Source organism: Streptomyces clavuligerus, from assembly GCF_005519465.1.
Taxonomy (GTDB): domain Bacteria; phylum Actinomycetota; class Actinomycetes; order Streptomycetales; family Streptomycetaceae; genus Streptomyces; species Streptomyces clavuligerus.
Map to the genome: position 1 here is coordinate 1172329 of NZ_CP027859.1, position 12699 is coordinate 1185027.

9 protein-coding genes are annotated in these 12699 nt (G+C 72.0%); 4 read left to right on the forward strand and 5 right to left on the reverse strand.

The genetic code is table 11. The annotated features are described in order from the left end of the window. Positions 1-19 precede the first annotated feature (19 nt). From CRV15_RS33335 to CRV15_RS33345, 3 genes are all read left to right on the forward strand, one after another. Positions 20-1864 carry an alpha-L-fucosidase gene (locus CRV15_RS33335; RefSeq protein WP_009999455.1) on the forward strand — a complete coding sequence of 615 codons (1845 nt, stop codon included), beginning with the start codon at positions 20-22 and terminating at the stop codon, positions 1862-1864. Positions 1865-2029: 165 nt separating this feature from the next. Further along, entirely contained in the window at positions 2030-2524 is a 495-nt protein-coding gene (locus CRV15_RS33340; RefSeq protein ID WP_003953032.1) for an NUDIX hydrolase, read from the forward strand. Between the two features lie 357 nt (positions 2525-2881). Continuing rightward, on the forward strand, positions 2882-3418 hold the full coding sequence (locus CRV15_RS33345) for a sigma-70 family RNA polymerase sigma factor (RefSeq protein ID WP_003963448.1): 537 nt from the start codon (positions 2882-2884) through the stop codon (positions 3416-3418). Here CRV15_RS33345 and CRV15_RS33350 read toward each other — a convergent pair. Together CRV15_RS33350 and CRV15_RS33355 are read right to left on the reverse strand one after the other, a co-directional pair. Further along, on the reverse strand, positions 3394-4404 hold the full coding sequence (locus CRV15_RS33350; protein ID WP_003963449.1) for an N-acetylglucosamine kinase: 1011 nt from the start codon (positions 4402-4404) through the stop codon (positions 3394-3396). The genes CRV15_RS33345 and CRV15_RS33350 overlap by 25 nt on opposite strands. 208 nt (positions 4405-4612) lie before the next feature. Beyond that, positions 4613-5479, reverse strand: coding sequence for an AfsR/SARP family transcriptional regulator (locus tag CRV15_RS33355; protein WP_003953036.1), 867 nt, complete (start codon positions 5477-5479; stop codon positions 4613-4615). 478 nt (positions 5480-5957) lie between these two features. On the opposite strand from CRV15_RS33355, the gene CRV15_RS33360 reads away from it, so the two are divergent. After that, the gene (locus tag CRV15_RS33360; protein ID WP_003963450.1) at positions 5958-6656 is read left to right on the forward strand and encodes an ALF repeat-containing protein; all 699 of its coding nucleotides are present in this window, start codon (positions 5958-5960) and stop codon (positions 6654-6656) included. Here CRV15_RS33360 and CRV15_RS33365 read toward each other — a convergent pair. The 3 genes from CRV15_RS33365 to CRV15_RS33375 form a co-directional block, all read right to left on the reverse strand. Continuing rightward, positions 6631-7869 (reverse strand): GDSL-type esterase/lipase family protein, encoded by a 1239-nt coding sequence (locus CRV15_RS33365; RefSeq protein WP_003963451.1) that lies wholly within the window; start codon positions 7867-7869, stop codon positions 6631-6633. The genes CRV15_RS33360 and CRV15_RS33365 overlap by 26 nt on opposite strands. 65 nt (positions 7870-7934) lie before the next feature. Continuing rightward, the gene (helR, locus tag CRV15_RS33370) at positions 7935-10184 is read right to left on the reverse strand and encodes an RNA polymerase recycling motor ATPase HelR (RefSeq protein WP_003953039.1); all 2250 of its coding nucleotides are present in this window, start codon (positions 10182-10184) and stop codon (positions 7935-7937) included. Positions 10185-10391: 207 nt separating this feature from the next. Beyond that, positions 10392-12599, reverse strand: coding sequence for a glycoside hydrolase domain-containing protein (locus CRV15_RS33375; protein WP_003963452.1), 2208 nt, complete (start codon positions 12597-12599; stop codon positions 10392-10394). Positions 12600-12699: the final 100 nt, after the last annotated feature.

A 12699-nucleotide genomic window follows, 5' to 3' on the forward strand; every position in this document is an offset into this window, starting at 1 on the left:
CGACCGTAAGGAGCGACCGATGCACAGCCGTACCGCACTCTCCCTGCTCCTGGGGGCCGCGCTGCTCATCGTCGGCTGCCCCTCGGCGCAGGCCGACCCCGCGCCCCCGCCTCCGCCGCCCCCGGTGTCCGCGTCCGCGCCGGGGTCGGGGCAGGGCACCAACTACGCGGTGGACGACCCGTTCACCTCCGCGCGCACCGCCTGGTGGCGGCAGGACCGCTTCGGGATGTTCATCCACTTCGGCGCGTACTCGCAGCTTGAGGGCGAGTACACCCGGCCCGACGGCACCGTCTGCCGGGACGCCGAGTGGATCAAGCGCAGTTGCGCCGTCCCGATGCCCGAGTACGAGAGGATCGCCCGGGACTTCAATCCGTCCGCCTTCGATGCCGAGGCCGTCGTCAAAGCCGCCAAGGACGCCGGGCAGCGCTATATCGTCATCACCTCCAAGCACCACGACGGCTACGCGATGTGGCCCACCCGGCAGAACACGTGGAACCTGCGCGACCACTCCTCCTTCGACTCCCGCCGCGACATCCTCGCCGAGCTGAAGCGGGCCGCCGACGCCGCGGGCGTCAAACTCGGCTTCTACTACTCGATCTGGGACTGGCACGACCCCGACTTCCCCGACCCCGCCACCTTCCCCCGCTATAAGCAGCGGATGTACGCGCAGCTCAAGGAGTTGATCGACAACTACGACCCGGCGCTCCTGTGGTTCGACGGCCAGTGGGACGCCGTCAACCCGGTCAACCGCTGGTCCCCGCAGGACGGCGCCGAACTCCAGAAGTATCTGCGCGGACTCGACCCCGGCCTGATCATCAACAACAGGGTCGGCAAGAAGCGCGTGGTCGACGGCGACTACGGCACCCCGGAGCAGACGATTCCCGCCGCGCCCGTCGAGGGCCAGCCGTGGGAGAGCTGTATGACCCTCAACGGCCACTGGGGATACGCCAAGTACGACACCGCCTGGAAGCCGACCGGCACCCTGGTGCGCAACCTCCTCGACATCGCCGGTCGCGGCGGCGACTATCTGCTGAACGTGGGACCGGACCGGCTCGGCCGGATACCCGGGCCGTCCGTGGACCGGCTGCGCGAGATGGGCGACTGGCTCTCGGGCCACGGCCGGGGCCGGGCCGTGCACGGAGCCGGTCACACCGGGCTCGTCGCCGACCCGGACTGGGGCGCGGTCTCGCGGCGCGGGAACAGCCTGTACGCCTCCGTCACCTCCTGGCCGTCCACCGGCACCCCGCTGCACCTGCGGGTCCTGGCCCCCTTCCAGGTGAAATCGGCGACAGTGCTGGGCAGTACGCAGTCCGTCGCGGTGCGCCGGGCGGGCGACGGCCTGGATCTGACGCCCTCCGGCGGACCCGTCGGCACGGTGGCGACCGTCATCAAGCTGGACATCGCACCGCCCGCGCCCGCGCCCGTGGTCGGCACCGGCCGCGGGCTGAAGGCCGAGATCTGGGCGAACGAGAACTTCGCGGGGCCGCCCGTGCTGGCGCGCGTCGACCCCACCGTCAACGAGTCCTACCGCTTCGACGGCTCACCCGCGCCGCAGATCCCCGCCGACAACTTCGCCACCCGCTGGACCGGCTATCTCCAGCCCCGGCACAGCGGGCCCCACACCCTCACCACGGTCTCCGACGACTCCGTACGGGTGTGGATCGACGGACAGCTCCTGATCGACGACTCTGTCCCACACGATCCGAGGACCGGCCGGGCGACCGTCACCCTGACGGCGGGGCACCGGCACGCCATCACCGTCGAGCACACCGAACGCACCGGTGAGGCCCATATGAAGCTCCTGTGGTCGAGCCCCTACGAGTCCCAGCGGGTCATTCCCGCCACTCAGCTCCACACGCCGTGAACCGTCGGCGGCCGGTCTGAACGGGGCGGTGCCCGCCCTGCGCGCCACCCGGTGCGCGGGGTGGGCAACCGCCCCGTGCCCGTACCGGTGCCCCGGTCCTGTCCGAGGCCGGTGCTATGGATGGAGGCACACGGCAGAAGTGATCGGAACTGATCGGAACAAGTCATGAGTGAGCTGGTTGAGCGGGTGGACGAACAGGATCGGGTCCTGGGCGTCGTGGACCGGGCCGAGGCCATCCGCAGGAAGTGGCCGCACCGTGTGGCCACTGTGCTGTGCCGCGACCCCCGGGGCCGGGTCCTGGTGCACCGGCGGCCGGAGAACGCCGCGCGCTTTCCCGGCCAGTACCACTGGCTGCTCGGCGGGGCCGTCGGCGTCGGCGAGTCCTACGCGGCCGCCGCCGGGCGGGAACTGGAGGAGGAACTCGGCGTCCGCGCGCCCGTGCGGTTCCTCCTCACGTTCCTCTGCGACGGAGTGATCAGCCCCTACTGGCTCGGGCTGTACGAGACCGTGATCGACCCGGACGTGACACCGGACCCGGCGGAGGTCGCCTGGCACGCGTGGATACCCGAATCCGGGCTGGGGGAGGCCCTGGAGCGCTGGTGCGCCGTCCCCGACGGCCTGGAGGTCTACCGCCGGTACAGCGCCCTGCCCGCGCGGTGACATACCGCCGCCCCCGGGGCCGGAGCCCACAGGGTGAGCCAACCGTAAACGGGCCGCCGGGCCGCCGGGCCGCACGGCGGCCTCGGCCGGGTGCCCGGCTGCCCCGTGGGCCGAACTCGCCGCCACCACGGCCGCGTTCCTCCGCGTGAGACCGCCGCCTTCCGCCGTGCATGCCGTCCGCTTTCCGGAACGCGCCAACAGCCTCCCGTCCGCCCTGGTCACACCGCCGCTCATGCCGTTGGCGGAACCGTTGGCGGAACGTTGGGGCCCCGTTGGCGGTGTGCCGCACTGTCGTTCCACGGGGTCGCACGAACACACCGGAACACCGGGCCCCACCGGACCGACGGGAGCGGAACCATGGCGTACGCCACGGACGAGACCATCAGGGAGCTGTACCGTCTGCACAGCGGTTATCTGCTGCGCACACTGCTCAAGGTCACCAAGGGGGACCGGGGCCGCGCCGAGGACATCCTCCAGGAGACGATGACCCGCGCCTGGCGGCACCCGGAGAGTTTCGCGGCGAGCGGCGTGGCGAGATGCCGCCCCTGGCTCTGCACGGTGGCCCGGCGCATCGCCATCGACAAGCACCGTTGGACCACCGCCCGCCCGCGCGAGGTCCCCCAGGAGGAGCGGTCCCGCGAACCGGCCGCACCGGGGAACGCCTTCGACGACACCGTCTGCTTCATCGACACCGAACGCCTCCTCACCCGGCTCGCGCCGCACCACCGTGAGGTGCTGGTCCAGCTCCATCTGTACGGCCGCTCCATGGCGCAGACCGCCGAAGCCCTCGGCATCCCCGTCGGCACGGTCAAGTCCCGCAGCTTCACCGCCGTACGGGCCCTGCGCCCCATCCTGGCGGCCGAGCGTCGTCAGCCGACCGTCACATCGAACTGAGCGCACAGCCGCCGGTATGTCTCCCGCGGCGCGCCGATCGCGTCCAGACCCAGCAGCGCCGAGCCCAGCACCGGCGGCGCCGCCACCACGACGGGCCGCGCCAGCGGGGCCCGTTCCGCGAGCAGTTCGGTCACCCGGTCGTTCAGCAGGAGCTGCCGGGCGGCCAGCACCCCGCCGCCGAGGATCACCGGCACCGGCTCCTGGAGCAGCCCCAGCCGGGAGAGTGCCACCACGGCCAGCGAGACGATCTTTTCCGCCTGCCGGTGCACCAGACCCCGTGCGATCCGGTCACCACTCCCGGCCACCGCGAACAGCACCGGCACCAGCTCATGGCGGCGCGTGTCCGGGATGCCGCCCCGGTGCAACTCGGTGATCAGCTCGTACATCGTGTCCAGGGCGAAGTGGCGCGGCAGCGCCCGCGCGAGCGCCGTCGGGTCGCCCCGGCCGTCCGCCGCCCGGGCCGCGTACCAGATCGCCTCGTCCGCGAGCTGGCCGCCACCGCCCCAGTCGCCCGACAGGGTGCCGACGGCGGGCAGCCGGGCCGTGCGGCCGTCCCCCGAGATGCCGACGCAGTTGATGCCCGCCCCGCACACCACGGCCACGCCCCGGGGACTGTCCGCGGGCAGCCCGGCCCGCAGCAGCGCGAACGTGTCGTTGTGGACCTCGACAGTACGGCCCCAGCCGCGCTCCGCGACGGCGAGGGTCAGCTCCTCCTCCTCGACGGGGAGATCCACGTTCGAGAGACAGGCCGACACATGGCGTACGGGCGGCGCACCGGGGCGCCGCCCGTACATGGTGGCGGCGGTTCTGGCCGCTGCCTCCAGGACCTCGTCCACGAGCCGCCCGAGCATGTCGACGGCGGCGGTGACCCCGCTCGCCGGGGCGTTGAAGCCGCCACCGCGGCTGGTGGACAGAATCCGGCCGGAGGTGTCGACGAGTGCGACATCGGTCTTGCTGTTCCCCGCGTCCACGGCGATCAAGAGCATCAGGTTCGGCTCGCCTTCGCGTTGTCGGTGCCGTCGGTCAGGGGCAGCCGCCGCCCGGGAGCTTGTACGTGTGCCCGCGGTCACGGGGGTTCACCCGAGTGACCGGGCCGCGCACCGGTGTGCGGCGCGCCGTGCCTGCTGACGGGCCGGGGAGGGGCGGCGGACAGCCCACCATGGACAGGGGAACGGCCCCCGTCACCGATGCGGTTCAGGCCGATGAACGACGGACACCGGCCGCCGAACGACCCCGGGGACACCCCCTGAACGACCTCTGAACGTCCGCTGACGGGCCACTGGGTGTCGGCTGAACGACTACTGAACGACTGTGACTGCTGAACGACTGTGGACGGGCCGTCGGCGGACCGCCGCCCGTCCGCTGACCGCCCACCGATCGGCCGCCGACGGATACCGGGCCTTTGCCGACCGGCCGACGGCGGATACCGTGCCGGCGGTGCGCGCGGGGGCGGATGTCACCGGTCCGGCGCGCCGCCCGTCCGCCCGGACGCGGCCATCCGTTCGCGCAGCGCCGTCGCGAGACAGCGGTACTCCTCCGCGGCACCGCGACCGTCCCCTGCCCCGTTCGCAACAGCCGCTCCGCCAGCAGTTCCAGCGCGCACAGCCGGGTCTGCTCCAACCGGGCCCCCGCGCCCGTGCGCAGCGCCTCCGAGCGGCAGTCCTCCAGCGCCGGGCCGCGCCACAGCGCCAGCGCGGATTCGAGGAGTCGGATGCTCCTGTGGTCGGTCGCGTCGCGCGAGGCGGCCACGAGGCCGCGCATCCGGTGCACGTCGACCGCGTGCTGATCCGCGAGCAGCGCGTACCCGGGCGGCCGGGTCACAAGCTGCAACGAGCCGTCGAACCGGTTCCGCAGACTGGCCACATGGCCTTGGAGCGCCGCTTTCGCGCTCGGCGGCGGGGCCTCGTCCCACACCAGGTCGAGCAGTCGCTCCACCGGCACCACACGGTTGAGGCTGAGCGCCAGCGCCGCGAGCACGGCCTTGCGCCGTGCCCCGCCGAGGGAGACGGCGGCGCCGTCGTCGCCACGCAGCTCGGAGGGGCCCAGGAGCAGCAGTCTCATGCCCGGCCCCCGGCCGGACGCCGGGGGTGTGCCGGGGCCGGGCGGGCGCCGCCCGAGGGGCACGGGGAGCCCGTGCGCGGAGGGTGTGCCCGTTCGGGTATCCGCTCGTGCGTCCGTTCGCGGGGTCGGGGGCAGGACCCCGGCGCCGCTGTCGGCCGGTGGTCCGGTGCGGATCGGCGCGAGGTGCCGCCGCACAGACGGGACGCGCGAGACATGGGCACACTCTCCCTCACGCGGGGAGCGCCTCACCCGTTCGAAGGCTTTCGGTCAACCACCGGCGGACGATGAGTCCTTGCGGTCGTCGTCGGTGGTCTCCGCCGCTCCGTCCTCCCCGCCCCGGCGGTCTGCCGACGCTGGGGCGACCAGGGCTGACGCTCTGTCATATCACCATGCGATACGGCAAATAGCGCGACAGACAACTTTTCTCTTTGTATTGTTGTTCCTTGCAAGTAAGTTGTCCTTGACGCAAGGTGGTCCTTTGAAGCTCATCCGTGTCTCCACCGCCGTCGCCTCGGCCGTCATCGCGCCGACGCTGGCCCTCACCGCGCTCTCCGCCCCGGCCTCGGCCGCGCCTGCGGCGACCCCCGTTTCCACCTCGGCGGTCAGCTCCGCCCCGGACCCCGTCGACGAGGAGAACCGGATCGCCATTCTGCGTATCCTGGCCGACCCGGCGTCCGGCCCCGGGGTGCGGCGGGAGGCGAACAAGGCCCTCGACGGCACCCCCGAGGACCGCCGTCACTTCCTCGACGTCGGCCACCAGAAGGCGCAGTTCGAGGACGACCGGGTGCGGGTCTTCCGTATCCTCGGCGACCCGGCGTCCGGGCCCGGCGTCAAGCGGGAGGCGACGAAGGCCCTCGACGCCGGGACCCACGCGGCCCTCGTCGAGTTCCTCAAGGTCGGGCACCAGAAGGCCCAGTTCGAGGACGACCGGGTCCGGGTCTTCCGGATCATGCACCTCGGAGGTCCGCAGGTGAAGGCGGCAGCCGCCGCCGCCCTTGACGCCGGGACCCATGCCGCGCTGATCCACTTCCTTGAGGTCGGCCAGCACGAGGCCCGCGCCAAGGACGAGGCCGCCAAGCCGAAGCCGCAGGCCAAGCCCCCGATCAAGGTTCAGTCCAAGGCCCCTGCCAAGCCGCAGGCCAAGCCTCCGGTCAAGGCCCCGGCCAAGCGCGGCTGACCGTCCCCGCGCCGCCCCGCTCCGCGAACGCGCCACCGCGACCGCTGTCACCGCCGCCCGCGCCGAAGACCAGCGCGGCGAAGCGTTCCCCGATGAGCCGGTGGGTGGCCGCGTCCGGGTGCAGCCCGTCGGGCAGGGGCAGCGCGGCGGTGTCGGCCTCGCCGTACAGCTCGCGGCCGTCGAGGTGGTGCAGATACGGGTCGTCGGCCGCGCGCTGCGCCACGATCCGGGAGAGGGTGTCCCGGACCGTGCGGAGGGTCAGCTTCCCGCTCGCGACCTCGTCCGGGCTGCCCGCCGCCCGGAAGTTCAGCCGCCCCTCGGCCAGGGCGCCGGGATCGAAGGCGCTCGGGCCGGGGGTGTCCTCGTGCATCGGGCACAGGACGGGCGAGACCACCAGCAGGGGAGTGGTGGGATGGCCTTCGCGGACGGTGTCCAGGAAGCCGTGCACGGCGGGCCCGAAGGCACGCAGCCGCATCAGATCGGTGCCGACCACATTGATCCCGATCTTCACGCTGATGAGATCGGCGGGGGTGTCCCGCAGGGCCCGGGCGGTGAACGGGTCGAGCAGCGCGCCCCCGCCGAACCCCAGATTGACGAGTTCGACCCCGCCGTGCGCGGCGGCGAGGGCGGGCCAGGTGGTGGTGGGGCTCGCGGCGTCCGACCCCTGGCTGATCGAACTGCCGTGGTGCAGCCACACCCTGCGCCCCGACGCGGCGGCGGGCTCGACGGGCGCGTCGGTGCGCAGGGCCACGAGTTCGGTGATCTCGTTGTGGGGGAGCCAGATCTCCACGTCCTTGACGCCGTCGCGCAGACCCTCGAAACGGAGGGTGCCCACGGGGCCCTCCCGGTGCTCGGCCGCCCAGGTGGCCAGGTCGATGGTGACGGTGTTGCCGCCGGACACACTGCCCTGCCCGGCCGGGCGGCCGTCGACCCGCAGATCGTAGACCCCGTCGGGGCGCGGCGGAGCCCCCGTGTAGACGCGCTTGGTGGGCACCGTGTCCAGCTCGATCGCGGTGGCCCGGGTACGGAACACCAGCCGCACCCCGGAGGGCTGGGCCTCCGACATCGTCAGCGTGCCGTCGTCGCACTGGGCCCGCGCCCGGGCGGGCAGCCGGTGCGGCAGCACCCCGCGGGCGGTCCGCTCCAGATCGAGGGCGCCCCGCAACAAACCGGCCGTGATGGGCGTGGTGATCCACTCGTACACGCTGTGCATGGTTCGCAAACCTGTCGCTCGAAGGGGCCTCGGGCCCGGGACCGGCACGGTACCGGATCGGCTGGTCAGGAGGTCAGGATTATCAGCCGCTGGGTCGCCCGGGTCATCGCGACATAGCGGTCCACCGCCCCCGTGATCCCCTCGCCGAACCGCTCCGGGTCGACGAGGACCACCAGGTCGAACTCCAGCCCCTTCGTCAGCTCCGGGGCCAGCGACCTGACCCGGGGGCGCTCCCGGAACGCGGGCGCGCCGATGACGCACGCGATCCCCTCGTCGTGCGCGGCGAGCCAGGTGTCGAGGACCGTCTCCAACTCGGCGACGGACGCCCGGGTGACGGGCACACCGCCGGCGCGGACGGACACGGGCACCCCGGCGTCGGGGAGCGCGGCCCGGATGGCCGGTGCGGCTTCCGCCATGACCTCGCTCGGTGTCCGGTAGTTGATGCTCAGGGACGCCACCTCGATCCGGTCGAGCCCGATCCGTTCGAGCCGTTCCTCCCATGATTCCGTGAACCCGTCCCGGGCCTGGGCGCGGTCCCCGACGACGGTGAAACTCCGCGACGGGCAGCGCGGCAGCAGCATCTGCCACTCGGCGTCGGTCAGCTCCTGGGCCTCGTCCACGACGATGTGCGCGAACGGACCCGCGAACGGACCCGCGAACGGGCCCGCGAGCGGTGCCGACTCCGTGCCGGGCAGCGCCGCCTCGTCGACCAGGCTGTCCCGGAGGTCCCGTCCGAGCAGCATCGTCACCGCGCCCTCACCGTCGGCGTCGGCGGCGACCAGGTTGTCGATGACACCGGCCATGCGCTCGCGTTCGGCGGCGACGGCGGCCTCCTGCCGACGCCTGCGCCGTGACGCCTCCGGGTCGCCGAGCCGCTGCCGGGCCGCGTCCAGGAAGGGCAGATCGGACACCGTCCACGCCTGCGCGTCCGCCCGCCGGAGGGCGCGGACCTCCGCCGGGCTCAGCCAGGGGGCGCACATCCGCAGATACGCGGGGACCGACCACAGATCCCCGACGAGGTCGGCCGCTTCCAGCAGCGGCCATGCCCGGTCCAGAGCGGTGACCAGCTCCCCGTCCCGCAGCAGCGCCCTCCGGAACAGCTCCTCCGGCACCTCCTCGTCGCCTGCGTCCCGGCACTTGTCCAGCAGGATCGCGACCAGTTCCGCCCAGATCGGATCGCGTGCCTCGTTGTGCGGAGTGCCCGGCCCCGGCGCCGCGAACGCCTCCGCCCAGTCCTCGGCGCTCAGCCGGAGGTCGGCCCAGTCGGTCGAGACCGTCATCTCCCCGGTGGGCGGCTCCTCGTAGAACCGGACGGCCTTCTCGACCGCCCGGACCAGCTCCGCGGACGACTTCAGCCGGGCCACGTCCGGGTCCTGCTCGGCCACCGCCGCGGCCCCCTCCGGTACGAGGTCCCGCAGGGTGCAGCTCCGTACGCCCTCCTCGCCGAGGCTGGGCAGCACATCGGCCACATAGGACAGATAGGGCTGGTGCGGACCCACGAACAGCACCCCGCCCCGGCGGTGCCCGAGCCGGGGGTCGGAGTGGAGGAGGTAGGCGGACCGGTGCAGGGCGACGACGGTCTTTCCCGTGCCCGGGCCGCCGTCGACGACGAGGGTGCCCCGCGACCCCGCGCGGATGACGGCGTCCTGATCGGCCTGGATGGTGGCGAGCACATCCCGCATCCGGGGCGAGCGAGTGCTGCCCAGGCTCGCGATGAAGGCGGACTGCTCGTCGAGCGCGGCGTGCCGCTCCAGCCCGTCGGCGGTGAACACCTCGTCCCAGTAGTCGCTGATCCGGCCGCCGCTCCAGCGGTAGCGGCGGCGGCTCGCGAGCCCCATCGGGTTGGCGTGGGTCGCCGCGAAGAACGGCTCGGCGGCGGGGGAGCGCCAGTCGACCAGCAGCCGCCGCCCCTCGCTGTCGGTGAGGCCCAGCCGTCCGATGTGGACGGGTTCGGAGTTGTCCGCGACGACGACACGGCCGAGGCACAGATCGAGGCCGAAGCGGCGCAGCGTCCGCAGCCTGCTGCTCAGCCGGTGGATCCTCGTGTCCCGGTCCATCGCCTCCCGGCCGACGCCGCCGGGCGCCCTCCGTTCGGCGTCGAGCCGTTCCGACAGCTCGGCGATCGTCTGCTGAAGGCTCCGCCCGATGGCCGCGAAGTGCCGCTCGTCGGCGGCGATCAGCGCCGGGTCGGCCTTGGCCGAGAGCCGCCCGGACAGGGCGAACACGCCGACGGCACGGGGACCCGCCACCGACTCGACGGACCCGTCGGACCCATGTGACGCATGTGACGCGGGTGAGGACATCGGCAGACTCATGTCGTGGAGCTCCTGTTGACGCGGCTTCCTGGCTTCGGCCGGCGATTCTGCGCCACCCCGGGGGCCTTGCCGCAAGCCCCCCGGTGCGCTATACGTTGAGAGTGGCGAGAGGTGAGTGTGTTCCCTCGCCGTCGCCTCTCTCTCCCGCCGAGCCTCGCCGGTACCCCCTCGGAAGCCCTCTTCGAGCTCTGTGGGTCCGCTGCGGACTCACATGTTCCGGGAGATGCCGTTGTACTTCTCGCAGAGGTAGTACAGGCCCATACGCTGCCGGGCGTGCGTCTCGGCCTCCTCCCCCCACCCCTGGTAGCGGCGCAGCACCTGGAAGATCTCCTGATCGTTGTAGTCCAGGGCCATGGGGCGCATGACCGTCTCCCCGCCGGGCGGGTTGTTCCCGCCGGGCTTGCCCTCCGCGTCCCACAGATGGATCAGCGCCACGGTCCGCAGCGCGAAGGAGGGATCGCGCACCTGGTTCCACACGGCGTAGAGATCCGGGTCGTGGTCGGGGTCGCGGACCGTCCCGGACACATACCCCTTGCCGATGCAGTGGTTCCAGGCGCGCAGCCCCGCGTTGCCCGTGATCTGCGCGATACCGGTGGAGGAGTCCCGGATGCCGCCGGGCAGTCCGCTGTGGTACAGCACCACGCGGTCGTCCTGGAGCCGGTCCTCGATCCCGATGTGCCGCATCTCCCAGTAGGTGCTGGTCTGCACCAGTGCCTTGCGCATGTCGTAGCGGTTCGACACCTCCGTGATCACGGCGTCGCCGTCGACCATGACCTGCTGGAAGCACTCGGCATGACTGAAGAAACGGACGGGGCTGCTCTCGGAGAACCCGATCGACTGCATGTACTTGTTGACGTCGACCAGCATCGACGCGTGCAACGAGGCGTGCAGCGCCGTGTCGGGCCGTTGCGCGCGCGGCGGGTTGAAGGTGTTCTCCCCGAGGTCGCGGCCCGAGACGATGTTGTTGTCGATCTCGATCCGGCCGTCGCCGGAGCCGACCCAGCGGGTGACGAACTGGTCGTACGCCCAGTCCGGCGGCAGCGGATAGCCGTAGTTGCCGGAGAACCCGGAGGACATGTCCGACACGAAGCTCGCCGACGAGTGCCCTGCCGCGCCGACCCGGGTACAGACATTGCGCGGGCCGTACACACCGACCCGGTACGGGTTCCCGGCGTCCGCCATCGAGTCCTCGACGCCCTTGAAGTGGGGCAGGACGTTCGAGGTGACCTCGTGGTCGAGGGCGTCGAAGTCGACGGCGAAGAAGATCCGCGCCCCGTTCTGGAAGCCGTGGTCCATGGCCGCGTTCATCGCCGCGTACCCGGCGGCCCGGCCCAGCGCGTAGGAGTACTGAGCGGCGTTCCTGCCGACGGTCTGGTAGATCGGGAAGCAGCGCATCCCGCTGTCGGCGATCGTCCGCAGCTCCCCGGGCTGGATCACCTTCTCCGGGAGGGAGTTGCCCACGGCGGTGAGATAGCGGCCGACGATGGTGATGCCGTCCGCCTTCAGCGCGGCGGCGCGCGCCGGGGTGATCCGGGTGACGCCGTCGCACGCCTCGCCCTTGCGGGACTGGTCGCCGTAGGAGACCAGCAGGGAGGCCCAGGTCGAGAAGGAGCCGCCGCCGGTGACCGGCAGTTTCACAAACGACTGGAAGGCGCGCGCCTCGTCCGCGAGGGCGCCGTCGAAACTGCTGGTGAACGCCGCCTGGCGGTGGTTGAGGACCATGGCGCCGGAGAACAGGGAGACCCAGATGCCCTGGGAGCCCGGTCCGACGGGGTGCGAGCGCAGACCGGCCTGGGTGCCCGGGCCGAAGACCCCGTTCGCGGTGCCGTCGGCCATGCCCAGCTCGTACTGGATCGCGAACAGGAAGGACTTCGCCACATCCCGGGAGTTGTGCCCGTCGCACGGGATGACGAAGAAGTCCCGGCGGTGGAGGTAGCGGGAGTTGAGCCACTGCTGCACCCCGCGGATCGCGTCCGACCCGTTGTTCACGGTGACGTACGCGTCCATGGTGAGCAGGCCCTTGAAGACCTTCGGCGGCAGATCGCCGCCGGGGAGGACACCGTCCACGCCCATGTCCCGCTTGAGCCGGGACACCGCCGCCGCCACACGGGGGTTGTAGACGCCGTCGATCTCGCCCCCGTCGTAGCCCTTGCAGTACAGGGCGGACTGGATCAGCCGCGCGAAGTTGGCGTTGGGCACGGTGGTGGCGTTCAGCAGCGGGAACCGTGACTGGAGGGTGGACAGCGTCGTCGGTCCGAAGCTGTTCGACAGGGGCGTGATGCCCAGTTCGTACTGGAGGGCGCGGGTCAGGGCGTGCATCACCTCCCAGCGGGTCCGGCCGTCCTCCTCGACCTTCATTCCGATGAGGCGTTCACCATAGGCGGAGTTCACGAACCTCTGTGCGCGCAAAACCATTTCGTCTGCCACGGCAGTCCCCCGTATTGGTTCTGTTCTGTTCCGCTCTGTTCGCTTCAGGCGGCCGCGGACCCCTGAAGGTCCCGCGGACCCCTGGAGG

Coding starts and splice junctions, on each gene's coding strand:
- CRV15_RS33335 (WP_009999455.1), top strand. CDS start 20: ATGCACAGCCGTACCGCACTCTCCCTGCTCCTGGGGGCCGCGCTGCTC.
- CRV15_RS33340 (WP_003953032.1), top strand. CDS start 2,030: ATGAGTGAGCTGGTTGAGCGGGTGGACGAACAGGATCGGGTCCTGGGC.
- CRV15_RS33345 (WP_003963448.1), top strand. CDS start 2,882: ATGGCGTACGCCACGGACGAGACCATCAGGGAGCTGTACCGTCTGCAC.
- CRV15_RS33350 (WP_003963449.1), bottom strand. CDS start 4,404: ATGCTCTTGATCGCCGTGGACGCGGGGAACAGCAAGACCGATGTCGCA.
- CRV15_RS33355 (WP_003953036.1), bottom strand. CDS start 5,479: ATGAGACTGCTGCTCCTGGGCCCCTCCGAGCTGCGTGGCGACGACGGC.
- CRV15_RS33365 (WP_003963451.1), bottom strand. CDS start 7,869: ATGCACAGCGTGTACGAGTGGATCACCACGCCCATCACGGCCGGTTTG.
- helR (WP_003953039.1), bottom strand. CDS start 10,184: ATGAGTCTGCCGATGTCCTCACCCGCGTCACATGCGTCACATGGGTCC.
- CRV15_RS33375 (WP_003963452.1), bottom strand. CDS start 12,599: ATGGTTTTGCGCGCACAGAGGTTCGTGAACTCCGCCTATGGTGAACGC.